Annotated in this window: 20 protein-coding genes; 5 read left to right on the top strand and 15 right to left on the bottom strand. The window is 64.5% G+C overall.

The features are described from left to right. Positions 1 to 119: 119 nt before the first annotated feature. The 5 genes from RS027_RS09130 to RS027_RS09110 all read right to left on the bottom strand — a co-directional run bounded on the left by RS027_RS09130 (position 120) and on the right by RS027_RS09110 (position 3,497). A complete protein-coding gene (locus RS027_RS09130) occupies positions 120 to 710 on the bottom strand; it encodes a hypothetical protein (protein ID WP_311956342.1) in 591 nt (196 codons plus the stop codon). 12 nt (positions 711 to 722) lie between these two features. Then, on the bottom strand, positions 723 to 1,781 hold the full coding sequence (locus RS027_RS09125; RefSeq protein WP_311956341.1) for a L,D-transpeptidase family protein: 1,059 nt from the start codon (positions 1,779 to 1,781) through the stop codon (positions 723 to 725). A gap of 140 nt (positions 1,782 to 1,921) precedes the next feature. Then, the gene (locus RS027_RS09120; protein WP_311956340.1) at positions 1,922 to 2,746 is read right to left on the bottom strand and encodes a redoxin family protein; all 825 of its coding nucleotides are present in this window, start codon (positions 2,744 to 2,746) and stop codon (positions 1,922 to 1,924) included. 170 nt (positions 2,747 to 2,916) lie between these two features. Continuing rightward, on the bottom strand, positions 2,917 to 3,198 hold the full coding sequence (locus tag RS027_RS09115) for an addiction module antidote protein (RefSeq protein WP_311956339.1): 282 nt from the start codon (positions 3,196 to 3,198) through the stop codon (positions 2,917 to 2,919). Continuing rightward, on the bottom strand, positions 3,195 to 3,497 hold the full coding sequence (locus RS027_RS09110; RefSeq protein ID WP_311956337.1) for a type II toxin-antitoxin system RelE/ParE family toxin: 303 nt from the start codon (positions 3,495 to 3,497) through the stop codon (positions 3,195 to 3,197). Before RS027_RS09110 ends, RS027_RS09115 begins: the two co-directional genes overlap by 4 nt. Positions 3,498 to 3,713: 216 nt before the next feature. Here RS027_RS09110 and dusA point away from each other — a divergent pair, with 216 nt between their 5' ends. Further along, positions 3,714 to 4,715 (top strand): tRNA dihydrouridine(20/20a) synthase DusA, encoded by a 1,002-nt coding sequence (gene dusA / locus RS027_RS09105; RefSeq protein ID WP_311956343.1) that lies wholly within the window; start codon positions 3,714 to 3,716, stop codon positions 4,713 to 4,715. On the opposite strand, the gene RS027_RS09100 is transcribed toward dusA, so the two are convergent. Further along, positions 4,693 to 5,556: a succinylglutamate desuccinylase/aspartoacylase family protein gene (locus RS027_RS09100; protein WP_311956335.1), complete on the bottom strand. Its 864-nt coding sequence runs from the start codon at positions 5,554 to 5,556 to the stop codon at positions 4,693 to 4,695. The two genes, dusA and RS027_RS09100, sit on opposite strands and share 23 nt — an antisense overlap. Positions 5,557 to 5,646: 90 nt before the next feature. Between RS027_RS09100 and RS027_RS09095 the strand changes: the two genes are divergently transcribed. After that, positions 5,647 to 6,282: a TetR family transcriptional regulator gene (locus RS027_RS09095; RefSeq protein ID WP_311956333.1), complete on the top strand. Its 636-nt coding sequence runs from the start codon at positions 5,647 to 5,649 to the stop codon at positions 6,280 to 6,282. On the opposite strand, the gene RS027_RS09090 is transcribed toward RS027_RS09095, so the two are convergent. From RS027_RS09090 to RS027_RS09070, 5 genes are all read right to left on the bottom strand, one after another. Next, positions 6,273 to 6,938 (bottom strand): hypothetical protein, encoded by a 666-nt coding sequence (locus RS027_RS09090; RefSeq protein WP_311956332.1) that lies wholly within the window; start codon positions 6,936 to 6,938, stop codon positions 6,273 to 6,275. The genes RS027_RS09095 and RS027_RS09090 overlap by 10 nt on opposite strands. A 184-nt stretch (positions 6,939 to 7,122) precedes the next feature. Then, on the bottom strand, positions 7,123 to 10,305 hold the full coding sequence (locus tag RS027_RS09085; protein WP_311956329.1) for an efflux RND transporter permease subunit: 3,183 nt from the start codon (positions 10,303 to 10,305) through the stop codon (positions 7,123 to 7,125). Beyond that, entirely contained in the window at positions 10,305 to 11,624 is a 1,320-nt protein-coding gene (locus RS027_RS09080; RefSeq protein WP_311956326.1) for an efflux RND transporter periplasmic adaptor subunit, read from the bottom strand. Before RS027_RS09080 ends, RS027_RS09085 begins: the two co-directional genes overlap by 1 nt. Before the next feature lie 128 nt (positions 11,625 to 11,752). Next, on the bottom strand, positions 11,753 to 13,201 hold the full coding sequence (locus RS027_RS09075) for a TolC family outer membrane protein (protein WP_311956324.1): 1,449 nt from the start codon (positions 13,199 to 13,201) through the stop codon (positions 11,753 to 11,755). A 125-nt stretch (positions 13,202 to 13,326) separates the two neighbouring features. After that, positions 13,327 to 14,160 (bottom strand): fructosamine kinase family protein, encoded by an 834-nt coding sequence (locus tag RS027_RS09070; protein ID WP_311956322.1) that lies wholly within the window; start codon positions 14,158 to 14,160, stop codon positions 13,327 to 13,329. 96 nt (positions 14,161 to 14,256) lie between these two features. Between RS027_RS09070 and RS027_RS09065 the strand changes: the two genes are divergently transcribed. Continuing rightward, a complete protein-coding gene (locus RS027_RS09065; protein ID WP_311956320.1) occupies positions 14,257 to 14,568 on the top strand; it encodes a YqfO family protein in 312 nt (103 codons plus the stop codon). Between the two features lie 22 nt (positions 14,569 to 14,590). Then, positions 14,591 to 15,238, top strand: coding sequence for a CoA pyrophosphatase (locus RS027_RS09060; protein ID WP_311956318.1), 648 nt, complete (start codon positions 14,591 to 14,593; stop codon positions 15,236 to 15,238). A 60-nt stretch (positions 15,239 to 15,298) separates the two neighbouring features. Here the strand turns inward: RS027_RS09060 and RS027_RS09055 are convergent, their stop codons facing one another. Further along, entirely contained in the window at positions 15,299 to 15,727 is a 429-nt protein-coding gene (locus tag RS027_RS09055) for an OsmC family protein (RefSeq protein ID WP_311956316.1), read from the bottom strand. A gap of 133 nt (positions 15,728 to 15,860) precedes the next feature. After that, positions 15,861 to 16,730, bottom strand: a complete 870-nt coding sequence (locus RS027_RS09050) for an MOSC domain-containing protein (RefSeq protein WP_311956314.1) — start codon at positions 16,728 to 16,730, stop codon at positions 15,861 to 15,863. Positions 16,731 to 16,879: 149 nt separating this feature from the next. Between RS027_RS09050 and yghU the strand changes: the two genes are divergently transcribed. After that, entirely contained in the window at positions 16,880 to 17,740 is an 861-nt protein-coding gene (yghU, locus tag RS027_RS09045) for a glutathione-dependent disulfide-bond oxidoreductase (RefSeq protein WP_311956312.1), read from the top strand. Positions 17,741 to 17,749: 9 nt separating this feature from the next. Here the strand turns inward: yghU and RS027_RS09040 are convergent, their stop codons facing one another. Together RS027_RS09040 and RS027_RS09035 are read right to left on the bottom strand one after the other, a co-directional pair. Next, positions 17,750 to 18,736 (bottom strand): lipid A deacylase LpxR family protein, encoded by a 987-nt coding sequence (locus RS027_RS09040; protein WP_311956310.1) that lies wholly within the window; start codon positions 18,734 to 18,736, stop codon positions 17,750 to 17,752. Positions 18,737 to 18,818: 82 nt separating this feature from the next. Continuing rightward, entirely contained in the window at positions 18,819 to 19,628 is an 810-nt protein-coding gene (locus RS027_RS09035; RefSeq protein ID WP_311956308.1) for an enoyl-CoA hydratase/isomerase family protein, read from the bottom strand. Between the last annotated feature and the right edge of the window lie 171 nt (positions 19,629 to 19,799).

The following is a 19,799-nucleotide window of genomic DNA, read 5'->3' as shown; positions in this document are numbered from 1 at the left end:
GTTCATCCGTGAGCATTTGTCGGGGCATGGCAGGCTTGCAGTTTGTTGGCGTAGGAACCTTTATTCTGCGAGCTTGCCCCTATCCTGCCAATACCCCTGCCATGAAACGTCAACAGACCCTAGCCTTGGGGGTAGCGCACGCCTTCTTCTTTCTCGCTGTGCCTGAGCTCGCTGCCGATTGAGAAGGCGCGCGTATAGACGGCGATCTGCCCCAGCCCGTGGGGAGCCTCCTTCACCAGCTTGCCTGTCAGCTGCTCGCCTTTATCGCCAATGCGCCGGCGTACCGCCACAGGCTGCACGCTGGCCTCCGACAGCTGAACGCGCACGCGGTAGTCGCCGTCCGGCACGCCGCTGCCAAACCCTAAAGGCCCGGCCTGAAACTGCCCGCCTTGCACCTGAGCACGCTCCTGCCAGCGCGCCCCGCTGGCCGCCCGCTTGATCGCGATCAGCAGCTGGGCGTCGTCGGGCAGGTTGGTGCTCCCGGTCACTTCCAGCCGCCGGTCCGAACGCATGGCCACGTCGGCGCTCATCGTCACTTTCAGCGGCTCAGCGTCCTCGGGCGACGAGGCCGGCTGATCCGCCGTCTCGGCACCGGAGGCCGTCTCGGATGTGCTCCGGGGAGTGGCGTCTTCGCTGCCGCCGCAGCTTGCAAGCGCCAGTACGGCGGCGAGCATCAGCGAATATCCGGTAAGCGCACGCCGTCTGTGCATGGCTGCCTCCGTTTACGCGTCATCGCGCGAGTCGGTTTCATCCCGTTGGGTTTCCAGCGACTGCTGCCAGTCGCGAAACGCATTGTACCAGCGATGCGGCTGTGCCTGAGTCTCAATCGCTGCCTCCGGCAGCGGCGCCAGCGCCGTGGGCTGCCAGTCGCTTGCGGCAAGCACCGCTTCCAGGCGCGTGTAGTCCAGCACCCGCTCCTGGGCGCCAGGCGTTTCGTCGAGCGCGCGGAACACCGCGTCCATGCCCGCCTCCTGCTCGTCAAGCGGGTAGGCCTGCAGGTAAAGACGCTCGCCGTCGCGGCCGATCTTCACCGGCATATCGATGATGTTGACCCGCTCGTCGACGCCCACCCGGGAGAACAGCTGGCGGATGGTGTCCGGGCGCATGCGGATACAGCCGTGGCTTACGCGCATGCCGACGCCGTCAGGGCGGTTGGTGCCGTGAATCAGGTAGCCGGGCAGGTCCAGCAAAATCGCCCGCTCGCCCAGCGGGTTGTCCGGCCCCGCCGGCACCACCGACGGCAGCGAATCGCCCTTCTCCGCCGCTTCCTGGCGGATGGAATCGGGCGGGTACCAGGCCGGATTTTCGAGCTTCATGGTGGTTTTGGTAACGCCCAGCGGCGTGTCGTAGCCGTCTCGGCCAATCCCGATCGGGTAGGTCTCGACGGTCGGCGTCTCGCCTTTTGGCGTATCGGGGAAATAATACAGCCGCAGCTCGGCCAGGTTGATGACCAACCCCTGCCGACGTACCGGCGGCAGAATATAGCGCGCCGGAATGGTCACCTCGGTGCCGGGTTCCGGCGCCCACAGGCTGGTATCCGGATTGGCGTGGCGGATTTCTTCATAGCCCACCTGCTGCTCAGAAGCGATATCGAGCAGGGTATCGCCCTCCTCGACCGTGATGCGATAGACCTCGCCCACCATGTTGCCACTTTCCGGCAGATCATAGTGGCCCGCGGGCGACGCTTCCGCCAACGCCGCGACCGGCACGAAAAACAGCGCCGCGCCAAGCACCCGCACACAAAAGCGCCGCCTGGCGCCCGAGGAAAAAAGAAAAAGCATGGTTGGTATCATCTTGCCGTGAGGAATGGAACCTGACGGCCAAAAGGCTTCCGCCGTCAGGTCGAGTCCGGAAATGCCGGCTATCAGTATATCAGGGCAGCGGGCAGCCCGTCGGGAGAGTGGGCCATGTGCTATCGGCGTCAGGCATCCGGCGCGGTACGCTTGAGCGCGTGGCGCAGCGTCGCCCGGGAAAGCTCGCCCAGGTGGGTGTCTACCAGCTTGCCGTTGGCGTTATAAAACAGCGTGGTCGGCAGCGCGGCCGAACCGGCTTCCTGACCAATGGCGCCCTTGAGATCCAGCAGCACGTTATCCAGCGCCAGCGACTCGTGGTCGAGAAAGTCGTCAATGGTGGGCGCCGTTTCGCCCTGGTTGGCGAACACGAACAGCACGTCGGTGCGCTCCTGCTGGGCTTTTTCCAGCATCGGCATCTCTTTACGGCACGGCGGGCACCAGGTCGCCCAGAGATTGACCACCATCGGCTTGCCGCCGGCTTCCTGCTGCAGGCTGGCAAGGTCCACCGAGGCGTTATCCAGCGTTTGAAGCGCGGCCTGCGGCGGCCGGCTTGCCTGATTTTCGATCAGGCTGATGGCGCCGCCGGTCAGCCCCCAGGTCAGAAGCCCGGCAAACGCCGCCATGAACAGCGGCCGGCGCAGCACGCCGCGCCGCCAGCCCAGGTAAACGCCGTACGCCACCATGGCCAGCACGCCGGCTACGGGGTCAAACCCGCCGTCACGAATATCGATCCACGCCAGCGGATCGGGCCCGTAGCTTGCAAAGTAGCGCCCGACAAAAACAAGGCGCGCGGCGACCATGCCCACCAGCGCCAGGTTGATAATCGTATCGCTGATGGCAACGTCCCGCCGCCCGGCGGATATTTTGCCGGCAATCAGCGCCACCAGAAACGCGAGCACAATCAGCGCCTGCCCCACAGAGATGGCCAGCGGCCCCAACGTCAGAGATAACACCCGTTGCTCCTTTCGCTTGTAAAATTGCGGCTATCGTAATGACGCCCATGCTAACCACACCCCATTAAGCGCCGGTTAGCATAGCCATGCCCCTGGCGACTGCCCCACCCCACCAATAAAAACGCCCCGCACAAAAGCGGGGCGTGGCATAACCGGCGTATTGCGACGGTTCAGGACACCTTGGCATGCAGTGAGAAACCCAACGCTTTGGTTACCTTCATGATGGTGGCAAAGCTGGGGTTGCCGTCTGCCGAGAGCGCCTTGTAAAGCCCCTCCCGGGTCAGGCCGGTATCTCGAGCCAGCTGAGACATGCCTCTGGCACGAGCAATGTCCCCCAGCGCCGCCGCCACCAGAGCGGCATCGCTTTCTTCCATGCAGGCTTCAAGGTACAGCGCCATATCTTCTTCGCTGTTCAAGTGGTCTACCACATCCCATTGGCGCAGTGTGCTCATGGTGCCTCCTTCAACTCCCGTGCCAGCTGTTTGGCCGCCGCAATATCGCGTGACTGGCTCGACTTGTCCCCGCCCGCCAGCAGTATCACCAGCTCAAGGCCCCGCTGGGCAAAATACACCCGGTATCCCGGGCCGTAATGAATTCTCAACTCCGACACGCCTTCGCCCACCGGGGCGTAGTCGCCAAAGTTACCCAGCTCGGCGCGGCGTACTCGAGCCAGTATTTTGGCTCTGGCCCGCGCATCTTTCAGCCCGGAGAACCAGCCCGCATAGGTAGCGGTTTCGCGAATGAGCTTCATTGCGCTAAATGTAAACCATAGTTCACAATGGCGCAAGGCTGCCGCCAAATGCAGCTGAAGCGATGTACTCGAATGCTCAAAAGGCAGTGGCCAAAAAATTTGACCATTACACGACAAGGTGCGCCAATTTTGTCGGGCCTGCCGGTTATTGCGTAGAATACCCGCCATTCGTTTCTGAACGCCCATCCGCTATCGCTCGTGAAAATGCCCATGAACATGACCACCGCTCACCCGGCCAATGCCGCGCGCCGCTTTTCTGTGGCGCCGATGATGGACTGGACTACCCGGGACTACCGGGCGTTTGCGCGGACGCTGACCCGGCGTGCGCTTTTGTACACCGAAATGGTGACCACCGGAGCGATTCTGTACGGCTCGCCCCGGGAGCGTTTTCTGGGCTACGACGCGGTGGAACATCCGTTGGCGCTGCAGCTTGGCGGAAGCGACGCCGGTGAGCTTGCCGAATGCGCGGCGATTGCCGAGGCCTGGGGCTACGACGAGGTCAACCTGAACGTGGGCTGCCCCAGCGACCGGGTGCAGAACAACCTGATCGGCGCCTGCCTCATGGCGCACCCGGAAAAGGTCGCCGCGGCGGTAAAGGCCATGCAGGCGGTAACGACAATCCCCATCACGGTGAAGTGCCGCATCGGCATTGACGACCAGGACGAGGACGAGGATCTGGAGCGCTTCATCATCACCGTGGCGGATGCCGGCGGCGAGATATTCAAGGTGCATGCGCGCAAGGCCTGGCTTGCGGGGCTCTCCCCCAAACAGAATCGCGACGTGCCGCCGCTCAACTACGCCCGGGTGCACCGGCTCAAGATGCGCCATCCAACGCTGCACATCGGCCTCAACGGCGGGCTGAAAACCCTCGACGCCTGCGCCGGCGAGCTTGAGCGGGTGGATAGCGTGATGGTGGGCCGGGAAGCCTACCAGAACCCCTGGCTGCTCGCCGACGTGGACCGCCGCCTGTACGGCGAAGCCAATCCGGCGGCCGAGCGCATGGAGGCGGCGCTGGCGTTTCGCCCCTATATCGCCAAGCGCCTGGCCGAGGGTGCCAAGCTCAACCACGTTACGCGACACACCCTGGGGCTTTTTCAGGGCTGCCCGGGCGGGCGCCAGTTCCGCCGCCACCTGGCCGAAAACGCCCACCGCGACGGCGCCGGGCTAAACGTTTACGACGATGCGCTGGGCCGCGTTAAAGCGCCGGCGGCAGCGTGAGCAGCGACTGAAACGACTCGACCGCGGTTTCGGCCTCGTCGATGGCGTCGAAGCGGGCAATGTGAAACAGCGCTTCGCCCTCGTTGACCAGCGGCAGGCGGGTCATGCCGATGACGATGCCGTCGGCCACCGCCTTCACCTCACCTGGGTTATTGCCAAACGGGCCGGCTACCCACCCCAGCAGATCGCCCTTGGCCACCCGCGCGCCGAGGCGCACCCCGGGGCGCAGAATGCCGTCAATCGGGGCCCGGGCCCAGCTCGAACCGTTGGCCACCTCAGCCGACGCGGGCCGGCGGCGCTGCGCGGCGGTAAGCATGCCCAGCCGGCGCATCACCCGCAGGACGCCGCTGACGCCCGGGGCGATGGCCCATTCGTCAAAGCGTAGCGCCTCCCCTGCCTCGTAGGTCAGCACCGGCGTGGCGTGATCGACGACCTGCTCGCAAAACAGCGCCGCAATGCGCCCGCCAAGCGAGCCGCTTTCGCTCCCGGGAAAGCAGCGGTTGAGGTCGCGCCTGTCGGGTAGGTAGCGGATTTGCTGCAAAAAGCCAAAGACGTTAACCACCGGCACGGCAATCAGCGTGCCGCGCAGGGCGGCAATGGCCTTGACGTGCAGCAGCCGGCGAACAATCTCCACGCCGTTGATTTCATCGCCGTGAATACCGCCGCATACCAGCAGTACCGGGCCTTCCCGGCGCCCGTGCACTACCTCTACCGGAACATTCAGCGGCGTATGGGTATAAAGCCGCGCCACCGGCACGTCGATCTGTCGGCGCGTGCCCGGGGCCACGCTTTCCCGGCCCAGCTGAAAAGGCGCGCGCGCCGGCGAAGGTGTGCTTGTCATGGTTGGCGTTATCCATACACTTTTGAATGTAAAAATTCCGGCGGTGGGGTAAACTGGGGTGGCCGTACTCACTCTTCAGGTTGCTCGACCATGGCCCGAAAAACCAAAGCCGAAGCTGCTGCCACGCGGGAAACGCTGCTGGACGCGGCCGAAGATATGTTCATTGCGCACGGGGTTGCCCGCACGTCGCTTGACCAGATTGCCCGCCACGCCGGCATGACCCGGGGCGCCGTGTACTGGCACTTCAAGAACAAGGCGGACCTGTTTCAGGCCATGCTCCAGCGCGTGCGCCTGCCTTTTGAAGACCTGGTCAAAGAGCTCGACGATACCACCCTTGACCAGAAACCGCTGGAAGCGGTGCGGCTGGCTTGCATCAACGGTTTTGCGCACCTGGAGCAGCCGCGCTACCGGCGCGTGCATTCCATCCTGCTTCACCACTGCGAGACCTTTGGCGACATCGACCCGCTGGCCATGCAAAACGAAATGTCGTCAGAAACCTGCGGCGCGCTGCTGAAATATTTCAACATGGCCGGCAAGCTCGGCCAGCTGCGCCCCTGCCTGGCGCCGGACGTGGCCGCGCAGATCATGCAGGCCATGCTTGCCGGGCTATTTCACGACTGGCTGCGCAACCACGAAAGCTACTCTATTCGTCGCGAAGGGGCACAGCTGCTCGACACCCAGCTGGCCCTGATGCAGCGTACCCCTCCCCCGCTGACTTATAGATGATGCGGTGACGTCTTGCGCTGCAGGGTTAGGCGCCGGGCGTGGGCGCGAGCATCGCGGTAGGCATCTTCGGTGACGCTGCGGTAGGCATTTTCCTCGGCGATAAACTTGACCAACACCCGGTGCTCCCCGGCCTTGGGTATCCTTCCGCTTTGCCGCTTGCCGTGCAGGCGTACGTAACAGCTACGGTCGCTCAGCAGGACGGCATCGGCCCAACCGTCGGCATCCGCCTCATGGGTGACTTCCACCATCTCGCCGAGCAGCGTACGGCGCTGACCGTGGAACCAGCGGTGGGTTTTATGGCACAGGCGCGCTGCCAGCGGTGACGCCAGCGCAAACGCTGCCCACAGCACGGCCACGCCCAGCGGCACGCGAAACAGCCCCAAGGGCAGCCGGCTGAGCACGAAAAACTCAACGGCCAGGGTGAACAGCCCGGCTAAAACGATCAGCACGCTCAGCGCAAAAGTCGCCGGCACGCCGGCAAAGCCAAGCGACACCAGCGTGCTTGCGGTGTGTTCGTGCCTGAGGCTATCGCGCTCAAAAAGCTCGACCGGCACCAGCCGCACGGTGGCGAGCAGCCAATAAAGCACTACCAGCGGCACCAGCAGGCTGAACACGATCATCGGAAAGCTGATAAAAAGCGCGTTGACATTTTCCATATCTTGCCCCCTTCCATTCATCTCTTGCCGTTTCCAGTATAGCCCACAAGTCGCTTATATACTTTAAGGCTTGGCTTTGCCGGCATGCCGACATAAAAAAGCACCGACCCAGTGGCCGGTGCTCAGTCTTTCATATAAGCCTGTTATAGGGGCCTACGCGTCCGGCGCAGGCGCTTTTCAGGGCTTATGCCGAGGTACTATTGCTGTCTTCTTCAGCGCTTTGGTCGTCGCCAGCGCCGCGCTTGCGGTTGGCCCAGTCGGCCACGCCGGCAATCATGGCGTAGTAGCTGGGAACGAAGCAGCTCGAAATAATCGCTACCGTCGCCATGCCAACGGACACCGTGGTGCCGATGTGGTGGCTGCTGGTATCGCTCGCCCCGGTGGCAAGCGCTAGCGGCATCGTGCCCAGGATAAAGGCCAGGGACGTCATCACGATGGGCCTGAAGCGCAGCTCGGCGGCGATAATCGCAGCCTCGCGGATGCTCTTGCCGAGCTCCTTGCGCTGCAGCTCGGCAAACTCCACGATCAGGATGGCGTTTTTCGCCGCCAGCCCCACGACCACCAGCATGCCGATCTCGACGTACACGCTGCTGTCAAGCCCGCGCAGGGCCACCCCGCCGATGCCGCCAAACAGGGCGAAAGGCGTAGCGGTGAGCACCGCCAGCGGCAGCGACCAGCTTTCGTACTGGGCCGCCAGGATCAAAAACACCATCAGCAGGCCAAAGACGATGGCAAGCGTCGCCGCGCCCCCCTGAGTGGATTCCTGATAGGCGGTGCCAGTCCAACCCATGCCCCATTCATCGCCCAGGGTTTCCTGAACGATCTCTTCCATGGTGTCGATGGCCTGGGTGGAGCTGTAGCCTTCCGCCGGCTCGCCCTGGAACTGCGCGCCCAGGTACACCCCGAAGCGCGATACCACCGAGGGCTTGGTCTGGCGCTCGAGCGTGACGAATTCGGAAAGCGGAATACGCTCGCCGTTGCTGCCGCGCACATAGACGTTGCCGATATCGTCCGGCGTCTTGCGGAACTCGTCCTCGTTCTGCAGATAGACCTGGAAGTTGCGGTTCTGATAGCTGAAGTAGTTAACGAAGCCGTTACCGAAGGTGTTGGACAGCGTCGAATAAAGATCCGTCAGCGATACGCCATAGCCCAGCACCTTCTGCTGGTCGATCTCGGCCCGGTAGCCCGGCACGTTGACGTTGAAGGTGGAAAACACCTGGTTGAGTCCCGGGTGCTCGTTGGCCGCCTGCATGACCTTGAGCGAGGCCTCGTAGAGCTCCTGGGAAGAGGCACCGCCAAACGACTGCAGATAGCCGGTAAAGCCGCCGGTGGTGGACAGCCCGATGATCGGCGGCACGTTGAACGCCATCGCTTCACCGCCGTCGGTCTCGGCGCCCAGCTGCATGATCTTGCCTACCAGCTGTTCCGCCGTCAGGTCGCGCTCGGACCAGTCATCCATGTTGATGAACATGATGCCCCGTGCGGTATTCACCGCGCTTGACAGCATGTCGTAACCGGCTACCGCCGAGGAATACTCCACGCCGGGAATCTCCTCGATACGCTCGGAAAGCCGCGACATGTAGTCCCGGGTGCGCGTCAGCGACGCCGAGTCCGGAAGCGAAACGGTAGCCAGCACGATACCCTGGTCCGTCTCCGGCACCAGCGTGGCCGGCGTGGTCTCATAAAGCCACCAGGTCGCCCCGCCCACCAGGGCGGTAAGCAGCAGGGCCACCCCCCAGAAGCGCACCAGCACCTTCACCGCGGCCATATAGGCGGCGGTGATGCCGGCAAAAATACGGTCAAACAGGCGCAGCGGCGTATGCAGCGCGCGCATCACCTTCGTCTCTTCGGTGTCTTTCTTGTTCTTGATGAAAATCGCCGACAGCGCCGGGGTAAACGTCAGCGCCATCAGCGCCGAGAACGCCACCGAAATCGCCACGGTCAGGGCGAACTGCTGGTAAATCTGCCCGGTAAAGCCGCCGAGGAAGGCCACGGGCACAAACACCGCCGCCATGATCAGCGACGTTGCGATAATCGGCCCGCCGACTTCCTGCATCGCGCGCACGGTGGCCTGACGCACGGTCAGGTCCTCCTCGCCGAGCACCCTTTCAACGTTTTCCACCACCAGAATGGCGTCGTCCACCACGATGCCTATCGACAGCACCAGCGCAAACAGCGTCAGCAGGTTGATGGAAAAGCCAAACATGTAGAAACCGGCGAAGGTGGCCAGCACCGAGACCGGCACCACCGACATGGCGATCACGGTAAAGCGCCAGTTCTGCAGGAAGATGAACAGAATCACGCCGACGATCAGGAAGGCTTCGATGAAGGTGTGCAGCACGGTTTCTACCGAGGCGTCGATAAACAGCGTGGTGTCGTAGGGCACCACGTAGTCGAGCCCTTCGGGGAAGCGCTGCTCGAGCTCCTGCATGGTGTCCTTGACCGCCTTGGCGGTTTCAAGGGCGTTGGCACCGGGCTGCTGGTTGATGACGATCGGCGCCATGGTGCCGCCGTTCAGCCGCGCCTCGACGCCGTAGAACGACGCACCCAGCTCGACGCGGGCGACGTCCTCCAAGGTCAGTGAGGAGCCATCGGGGTTGGTGCGAAGCTCGATGTTGCGGAAATCATCGACGTTGTTCAGCCGCCCGCCGGCGGTGATGGTATAGGTAAACGCCCGGGGCTCGCTCTGGGGCGTGGCCGCCAGGCTGCCCGCCGGCACCTCGGTGTTCTGCGAGCGAATCGCCGTGGCCACTTCCGCCGGCGTCAGGTCATACTGGGACAGCTTGTTGGGGTCCATCCAGATGCGCATGGCGAACTCGCCGCCACCCAGCACTTCTGCCTCGCCGACCCCTGGCACCTGGCGCAGCTCGTCAAGGATGTTGAGCGTGGCGTAGTTCTGCAGGTAGACGCGGTCGTAGTCTTCCTGGGGCGAGGTCATCGCGATCATCATCAGAATCGAGCTTGACCTGAGCTCGACCTGTACGCCCTGATCCTGGACCGCCTCGGGCAGCTGGGACAGCGCCCCCTGCACTCGGTTGTTGACGTTGATGGTGTTGATGTCGCCGTCGGTGCCGATGTCAAAGGCGATCGACAGGCTCATCGAGCCGTTGTCGGCACTGGTCGAGGTCATGTAGAGCATGTCCTCGACGCCGTTGATCGACTCGGCAAGCGGCGCCGCTACGGTTTGCGCCACGGTCTCGGCGTCAGCCCCCGGGAACTGGGCGCTGACCGATACCGTGGGCGGCACGATGCTTGGGTACTGCTCGATGGGCAGCACGCGCATGCTCATGACCCCGATCACGGTCAGGATAATGGCAATGACCGTGGCAAAGATCGGCCGTTTGATGAAGAAGTTGGAGAAATTCATTACGACGCGTCCTCGTCATCCGACGCGGCCTGGGACTGTTCGGTATCCGCTGACGACTCGGCGTCTTCATCCGGCGCTTGCTGCTGCTCCTGCTGTGCCTCCTGGGCTTCCTGTTTCTCCTGCTGCTCTTCGGCCTGCTTTTCTTCCTTGGCCTCTTCCATCAGCGCGCCCGCATCGCCGTCAAAGGATTCCGGCTTGATCGGCGTGCCGGGCTTGAGTCCGGCCGGATCGCCCACGACCACGCGGTCGCCGGCTTCTACGCCGTCGCGCAGAATCTGCCAGGGGCCGGCCAGGTCGCCAAGATCCACGGTTTTCGCGCGGGCGGTGTCTTCCTCGTCAACGACAAAGACCTGGGGCCCCATCAGCCCCTGGGTCAGGGCAATTTCCGGCACCGCCAGCACGTCGTAACGCTTGAGGCCTTCCAGATGCACGCGCACGTACTGGCCGGGCAGCACCTGGCCGTCGGGGTTGGCAAAGTTGGCGTTGGCCTGAACGGTGCTGGTGGCTTCGTCGACCCGCGCGCCGAGAAAATCGAGATGGCCGCTAAGCCCGGTGTCGCTGCCCGGCAGCTCAAGCCGGGCGCCAATGTCTTTGATATCGGCGCCGGCTTTCAGCTGGTGGCGCAGCTCGTAGGCATCTTTCTGGGGCAGCTGAAAGCGCACTTCCAGCGGGTCTAGCGGAGTAATGGTAGCAAGCTTGGTGCCCGAATCGACCAGATTGCCGACGTTGACCATGCTCAGGCTGATCATTCCCGATACCGGCGCCGTCACGCCGGCGTAGTCGAGATCGATATTGGCGCTTTCCAGCGCCGCCGAGGCCTGGGCCACGCTTGCCTGGGCCACCCGCCGGTCGGCCAGCGCCTGGTCGTACTGCTGGCGGCTCACCGAGTTCTGGCTGAGCAGGCGCTCGAAGCGCTCGGCGTCGCGCTGGGCGCGCGACAGCTTGGCGCGGGCGCTTTCCAGATCGGCCTTGCGCTGGTTAACCGCGGTCTGGTAGCGGTCGGGCTCGATGCGGTAGAGCGTGTCGCCCTTCTCGACCATTTGGCCCGGCTCGAACAGCCTTTTTTCCAGCGTGCCGGTCACCCGCGCCACCAGCGTGACTTCGTCATCGCTGCGCAGCAGGGCCGGATAGGATTTCTCCAGCGCGACGTCCTGGCGCTCAAGCGTGGTGACCTCGACGGATCGGGGCTTGCCCTGCTGCTCTTCGCCGCCCTGCTGGCCCTGCTGGTCCGCGGACTCTTCACCGCCGCAGGCAGCCAGCAATACGCTGGCTCCCACGGCGGCGGCCGCGCGGCCAACTCTACTCAACGTCGTTTTCATGATGTCCTTGTATCCGTTAACGCCCTGACAGAATGTGCAAAGCCTACAACCATACACACATGAATGTAAACATGAACGCCACCCCGTCAGGTCTGCGGCAGCGAACCGGTATTTAGCGAACTGATGCTTCAGGAGTCGCGCGTCGGCCGCTCGCCGATGCGGGTCACGCTATCCGCGTTTTCTTCGGGGAGGGTGAAACTGACGCTGTCTGCGCTCAGCCAGCCGTTGACCTCTTCCAGCGCATCGACGTCCAGCACGCCGGCCTGCTGGCGAAGCGTGAGCAGGTTGATCACGTAGTCGTAGCGGGCGCTGGCGTAGTCGGCCATGGCGGTGTAGAGGTTCTGTTCGGCGTCGAGCACGTCGACGATGTTGCGCGTGCCTACCTCATAGCCGGCCCGGGTGGCGTCCAGCGCGCTCTGGTTGGAGACGATCGCCTGGCGGCGAGCATCCACCGTGGAGACGTTGTTGCTTACCTGGGTGTAGCGCGAGCGCACCTGCTGCACGGCTTCGCGGCGCTGGTCTTCAAAATCGTACTGGCTGGACTCCAGCAGGAAGGTGTTCTGGCGAATCGTCGAGGTGGTGGCACCGCCGGTATAGAGCGGCAGGCTGAACTGCACGCCGACCTGGCCTTCGGAGTTATAGCCGTCCACGCCGTCGGCGTCGTTGTCGTCGTAGTTGTAGCTGGCAAAGGCGCTGACCGTAGGCAGGCGGTTGGCCCGGGCAATATCGACGTTGCTTTGGCTGACCTCGACGCCGGCCTGGCTAGCCAGCACCTGGGGGTTATTTTCCACCGCCAGATCGACCCAGTGCTGACGGTCATCCGGGGTCGGCACCTGAATGGGCATGTCGTCGCCCAGCGCTTCCACGTCTGAGTAGCGCTTGCCGGTCAGGCGCTCGAGTGCCTCAAAGCTGACCTGAAGATCGCTTTGCCCGGCGATGCGCTCGGCCCGGGACTGGTCGAAGCGCGCCTGGGCTTCTTCCACCTCGGTGATTGCGATCAGGCCGACGTCGAACTGCTCCTTGGCCTGCTCGAGCTGACGGCCGATGGCGCGCTCCTGGGCGCGACGGGCCTCGAGGATCTCGTGGGCGCGGAGGATCTCGAAGTAGGCCGATGCCACGTTGATCAGCACCTCCTGCTCGGTAGCGGCCAGCTGGTAAAGCTGCTGATCAATCTGGCGCTCGGCTTTTGTCACCTCGCGGCTGTTGAGGGCATCGAACAGCGCCTGGGTGGCTTCAAGGGTGAGGCTTGTGCTGTTGACGCTGTCGTCCTGAGCGCCCGCCCCCGGCATGCCTGCGGCTCCCTGGCGGCTTTGGCGCTCGAACTGCTCGCTGTGGGCGACGTTGCCCTGGGCGTTTATCTGCGGCAGCAAATTGCCCTGCTCGGCGTCTCGGGCGGCCCTGGTGCTTTCCGTCACCGCTTCGGCGGAACCCAGCGCGGCGTTGTTGTCCAGCGCGTCCCGGGTGATGGTCAAAAGATCCGCCGACAGGGCCGGCGTCGCCCAGGCCGCCGCGATGAGCGAAGGCAGCAGCGCGCGACGCGCCGTGGTCAGGGCAGAAGTGAGGGGCTGTCGCAGCATGGCGTCTTCCTCGTTACATGATGGTCGGTTTCGGGTTGGCCGGGCGGGCCAAAATTTACATACATTATCGCATGTCAGTCGCGTAATCACACCGCTTTTACGCCCATTCAGCGTTTGCGCGCAGGCTAGGCATGCTCCAGCCGAGAAAGCGCCCGGCGAACGCCGCCCAGATAGCCGGTGCCGAACAGCAGCAGATGGTTGAGCAGCGGATAAAGCTGAAACAGCGCTTCCCGCCGCGGCCAGTCCGCCGGCGCGGCGCCGTCCCAGTAGGCATCCCAAAACGCCCCGCCCGGGGCACCGAACAGCGTCAGCATGGCCAGATCCACCTCCGGATAGTGGGCGTATACCGCCGGATCGATCAACGCCGGGCCGCGCGGAGTATAGAGCACGTTGCCGGCCCACAGGTCGCCGTGAACCAGCCGGGGCGCGGCCGGCGCCAGCCAGTCTTCCAGAGTGTCAGCCTGACGGCGGATGCGCCGCTGGGTCTCGGCGTCCAGCAGGTCGTGCCGGGCGCAGGCCTCGACCAGCGGCAGCAGCCGCCTTTCCCGCTGAAAGGCGCGGCCGTCGGCCATGGGCGCATTGGGCTGGGGCGTTTGCCCGCAGGCGTTGTCGCGGTGCCAGCCGTGCTCCTTGAGAGACGTCTGATGAAGCCGGCGAAGCCCCTCTCCCAACGCGGCCTCATCGCCCCCGGCGGCGGCTTTTAGCGCCTCGGTCAGCAGCCAGCCGTGGCCGCAGCCCATGACGTCGGGCACGACCAGCCCGCTGTTGGCCCGGGCAAGCGCGATGAGCCCTTCGGCCTCGCCCTCCAGCTGCTCGGGCGCGTCGCTCTTGGCGATAAGCTCGCCCTCGGCGGTTGCCAGCCGGTACACGGCGTTGTTCCCCCCTGCGCTGATCAGGCGGGGCGTATCGGTGGCTTTCACTCCCTGCTCTTCCAGCAGGGCGCGCAGTCCGGCCTCCATGGGCAGTCTCCTTTGTGTCAGGCCCGGCGGGCGTCGCTTTTTACCCCGCATCTTTGGCAAGATAGCTGCTATCCCCCAACCATGCCGGGAGGCAATATGTACAAGCTGGCTTTTTACGTGCCGCTCGACGCGGCAGAGAGCGTCAAGGAAGCGGTATTCGAGACCGGCGCCGGGCGCCAGGGCAACTATGAAGCGTGCTGCTTTCAAACCCGGGGGACCGGGCAGTTCCGCCCGCTGGCCGGCGCCGAGCCGCACATCGGCGAGGTCGACTCGCTGACCCGGGTCGACGAGCTTAAGGTAGAGCTTGCCTGCGACGACGACATCATTCACGCCGCCGTTGCCGCCCTCAGGCTCGCTCATCCCTACGAAGAGCCGGCCTTTGATGTCTGGCAGCTGGCCGAGATATGAGCGCCGCGAGAGATAGCCGCCCATGCTAGACACCCTGCGCCAGCGCCTGCAAGCGTACCGCCCGCCAACGCTTGACCACCTGGGCCTGCCCCAGGCCGCCGTGCTGCTGCCCGTTGTCGACCGCGCCGCGCCCACGCTGCTGTTTACCCGGCGGGCCCTGCACCTGACCACGCACCGCGGGCAGGTCGCGTTTCCCGGCGGCAAGCGCGACCCCGGCGACCGCGATCTCTACGCCACGGCGCTGCGCGAGTCCGAAGAGGAAATCGCGCTGGCGCCGAGCCAGGTCACCTCGCTTGGGCGGCTGTCGGATCTGGTGTCGCTGCACGGTCTCCAGGTCACCCCCTGGGTCGGCGTGATTCCCCCGGACCTGCCGCTAAAAGCCGAGCCGGGCGAGCTCGACGCCATTTTTGAAGTGCCGCTGGACTACTTTCTCGACGACCGGCGCACCCATACCGACGTCATCACCGCCGAGGGGCGCCGCTACTACGTGCCCAGCTACCGGGTCGGCGGCTACGTGATCTGGGGCCTGTCGGCGATGATGCTGGTGGAGCTGCTCGTCCGGGGCTACGACATGGATATCGACATGACCCGGCGCCCTCCGGGCGAGCTGCGCACCTATCCGCCCCGCCGGCGCCGGGCAGGCCCCCTGCCGAGCACAAAAAAGCCCTGACGGCCGTCAGGGCTTTATGCTTTTCTCTTCCCGCCGACGGGCGGCAAGTCATCCCGGCGCCTAGGCGTTTTTCAGCGTGGCGCTCATGGTGATCTTGGCGTTGAGCAGCTTGGAAATCGGGCAGCCTTCCTTCGCACCTTCGGCCGCCTTCTGGAACGCCGCGTCGTCGGCGCCCGGCACGGTTGCCGTCACGTCCAGGTGGACCGTCGGGATTTCAAAGCCGCCGTCGCCTTCCTGAATGGTGACCTTCGCCTGGGTATCAACGGCGTCCGGCGTGTAGCCGGCTTCGCCCAGCACCATCGACAGCGCCATGGAAAAGCAGCTGGCGTGCGCCGCCGCGACCAGCTCTTCGGGGTTGGTGCCTTTTTCATCCTCAAACCGCTGGCCGAAGTTGTACGGGCGCGCGTCGAGGACACCGCTCTCGCTTGAGACCGTACCCTTGCCGTCTTTCAGTCCGCCTTCCCAGTGTGCGCTTGCATGACGATCCATAGCGATACTCCTTAGCGTAACGTTATTTTAGCTTAGCTTTATTCGTAGCCAGATTGGCGGCCGCTTCCTGCCGCTGTGCGCAACGACAGGTCACGGCGTGGGAGTCCCATCGTGCAGCGAAGCCGGGGCTTTATCAAGACGGCAGACGCCTGTCACCCTCCGGCGGAGGCTCGCAGAGCCGCTCGCCCACGCGCAGCCATTCGCCGTCGCCTCGGGTAAGGGTAGCGTTCTGGCCGAAGTGTGCGCCCTTCAAGTGCGGCTGGGAATCGAGTTCGAGCAGCGTTTTCAGCGGCTCGCCCGGCGCGGGGATCTCTGCGGTGGTCTGGTCAACGGTGGTGACCTTGCAGCGCTGGCTGGGTTTGCGCAGCGTCCAGCCAAGCCTGCCGTCCCGGGTTTCCAAGTGCTGCCAGCCGTCTTCCGCCCAGGCATCCTCGGTCCGCACGACGATATTGGGACGAAAGCGGCTCATCGGCACCGGCAAGCGCCCGCGAGCCTCAAGCGCGTCGTTGAGCCGGTTGAGGGAGCCGGTGGCCGTGACCAAAAACGGGTAGCCGTCGGCGAAATGCGTATGCGCCGTTTCGCCGCCCAGAAAGTCCGGCTCGACCGCGCGGGGAAACTCCGGCGCAAAGCGCACTAAAGAAAGCCCCTGCCCCGCCTCGCCAAGCGCGGCCTGTAGCCAGCGCGACACCGCTTCGCTTTCCGGGTACGCCTTGCACTGATCCTGCCAGACGCTGACCACGCGCAGCTTGCGCCCCGGCGGCATCTCAAGCGGCACCGACAGCGGCTCGCAGCGAGGGTGCGAAAGCACCAGCGCCTCGTCCGTCAGCGCCACACCGACGGTCGCAAGCGCCGGCCGCTGGCGCTGGGTGACAAAGCGCTGCTGGGCGTCCACCAGCATCCAGCGCCGGTCCATGGCAAGCCCGCACGCGGTGACGCAGGCCTTACTCAAGGCCATGCCCTGCAGCGACTTCACCGGATAGCAATACAGCTGCTCAACGCGCATCGCCTCTCCTTTTTTGCGGCTTTGGCAGGCATATGTTATGCCTCTAATGCTGCCCGGCGCTACGCCGGTTTTTTGCCGAAACCGCAGTGCACGGGTTACGGCGCCAGCGTTTGAATCCTCGACCCCCGTTGCTATCACAGGAGATCACCATGAGCGATACGTCCTATACCCTGCCCCGTGTCTGGCAGTGGGAAGCCGGTAACGGCGGCAAGTTCGCCGGCACCAACCGCCCCACCGCCGGCGCCACCCACGACCGCAAGCTGTCCGTGGGCAAGCATCGCTTTCAGCTTTATTCCCTGGCCACGCCCAACGGCGTCAAGGCCACCATCATGTTCGAGGAGCTTTTGGCTCTTGGCCACGACGCCGAATACGACGCCTGGCTCATTGATATCGGCGAGGGTGACCAGTTCGGCAGCGGCTTTGTTGAGGCCAACCCCAACTCCAAGATCCCCGCGCTGGTTGACCACGGCCAGGACAGCCCCCAGCGGGTGTTTGAGTCCGGCGCCATCCTTTTATACCTCGCCGAGCAGTTTGACGCGCTGCTGCCCAAGGCTCCGGCGGCGCGCACCGAAACGCTGAGCTGGCTGTTCTGGCAGATGGGCAGCGCGCCCTTCGTCGGCGGCGGCTTCGGGCACTTCTTCGCCTACGCGCCGGAAGCGCTGAAGTACCCCATCGACCGCTATACCATGGAGACCAAGCGCCTGCTCGACGTGCTCAACCAGCGCCTGGCGGAAACCCGCTACCTCAACGGCGACGCCTACAGCATCGCCGACATCGCCAACTGGGCGTGGTTCGGCCAGCTGGCGCTGGGCCGGGTGTACGACGCCACCGAGTTCCTCCAGACCCACGAATACCAGCACGTCATGCGCTGGGCCCGGGACATCGCCGAACGCCCCGAGGTCAAGCGCGGCTGCATGGTCAACCGCTCCTTCGGCGAATCCCACGAGCAGCTTTTAGAGCGCCACGACGCCAGCGACTTCGAGCACCGGACCCAGGACAAGATCGGCTAGCCGCTCGGTCTAGAAGCGCTTGCCCAGCGTCAGCGCGGCGAACTTGTCGGGGTCATCCTGGCCGCGAAACTCCCGGCTGCGCTGCACGGCGGCGAAGCACATCTGCCAATCGTTCCACCCTAGGGCCAGGCCGGCCGAGACGTCGCCCACCCATTCGCGCCGGCTGACCGAGTGGCTGCTGGAGAAGGTGTTGCCGTCGAGCAGCAGGTTGTGCGCCACGTAGTAGCCCTCCGTGCCGGCAAACAGGTACCAGCGCCATCCGTCCTCGGCGCTGAAGCCCGCGCTGCTGGCCGGGTGCGGCGACAGATTGGGCACGCTTCTGGCCTCATCGCCAAAGCGCACGCTGTAGCCGACGCTGGCATAGGTGTTCAAGTTGCCAAGCGCAACGCCGGCAGCGGGCCCGTAGGCCAGCTGCTTGCCGGCAAGCGGTATTTCCTGCCACCACTGGCGCTGCACCGCCAGGTTGACGATGGCTTCGTCGCCCAGCTGATGCGACCACCCCTCGGGGCGGTTGTTGCCAAGCCGGCGGTGCACCTCCTGCTGGATGCTGTCGGCAAGCGACGACGGCCCGACCATGCCCACGTCCAAATGCAGATCCGTCGCCACGCGCCCCCGGGCCGTTGCCTCGGTGCCGAACAGCGAGACGCCGCCGTACACCAGCCCGGCGTAGGGGCGGTCATCCTCGATCAGCGTCGAGGTCTTGATATTGTCCGGCGTATAGATCTGGTGCACCAGCCGGTATTCGGCCCGCTCGGCGCGCCGAATTAGCCCGTCGGGCAGCGCCCGAGACAGGCGCTGGGTCCAGTGGCCGGCGTCGGGAGCAAAGCTGTATCCAAACGCCACGCCGCTGGTGTAGTGGCCGTCGTCGTCGCTGATCATGCCGTCGTTGGCAACCTTGAGGCTGAAGGCTCTGTTATCGCTTGCCACCGCCGGTGAAGCGACGGCGGCAAGGCTGGCCGCCATGACCAGAAAAAGCGCTCGGCGGTTCGACATCATGCCTTGCTCCTTGAAGAGAAATGAAAGCGCATCAGTAAAGCATGATTTGCCGTAAAATTCCCTAGCCGAGATAAAAGCCGGCTCAAAACCGGGCCGGGCGTTTTTCCACAAAAGCCGCCATGCCTTCGGCCTGCTCGTCACCGGCAAAGCACAGCGCGAAAAGGCTCGTCTCCAGCGCCAGCGCGCTGTCCAGCGGCTGCTCCATGCCGTCGTGTACCGCACGCTTGGCGGTGCCCACGGCTCTGGGCGCGTTGGCGCTTAAGTTTCCGGCGAGCGTCTCGGCATAGGTGTCAAGCGCCGCCTGGGGCATCACCTGGTTAACGAGCCCCATGCGCAGCGCCTCATCGGCGTCGACCTTGCGCCCGGTGGTGATCAGATCCAGCGCCATGGCCGGCCCCACCCGGCGCGGCAGGCGCTGGGTGCCGCCAAAGCCGGGGATAATGCCCAGCTGGACTTCCGGCTGGCCGAACACGGCGTTGTCGCTTGCCACCGCCCAGTCGCAGGCCAGCGCCAGCTCGCAGCCGCCGCCCAGACAAAAGCCGTTGACCAGCGCCACCACCGGTACCGGCAGGCGCTCAAGGCGCTTGAGGACCGCCTGCGCCCGGCTGGCAAAGGCGTGAGCCTGAGGGGCAGTCTGCTCGCGCATGCGGGTAATGTCGGCGCCGGCCACAAAGGCCTTCTCGCCGGCGCCGGTGATCAGCACGCCGCGCAGCTCAGCGTCGCTCTCCAGGGCGTCAAGGGCAGCACTCAGGGCCTCGATCACCTCCTCGTTCAAGGCGTTCAGGGCCTTGGGCCGATTGACGGTCAGCCGCACCACGCCCTCATGCCGGTGCCACTCAACGACGCTATCCGCCGCGCCTTTGTGATCGGTCGTCTCTGTCTTTGCGTTCATGTTTTCAGCATCTCCATCATCAATCCGTTGCCAAAAGGTTATCAAAAGTGTTGCCTGTCGTTATTTCCCGCCACGCCCGGCGAGGCGAGGCTTTTGCGTCGAAATGCCCCATCAGCGTATTCTTGACCCTATCCCTATTTTTATCCCTTTCGCTTTACGACTTTTGACGCA

The sequence above is a fragment of the Halomonas garicola genome (assembly GCF_031935715.1).
GTDB lineage: Bacteria > Pseudomonadota > Gammaproteobacteria > Pseudomonadales > Halomonadaceae > Vreelandella > Vreelandella garicola.
The sequence above is the reverse complement of the archived record's forward strand: the minus strand, read 5'-3'. Positions and strand labels throughout refer to the sequence as shown.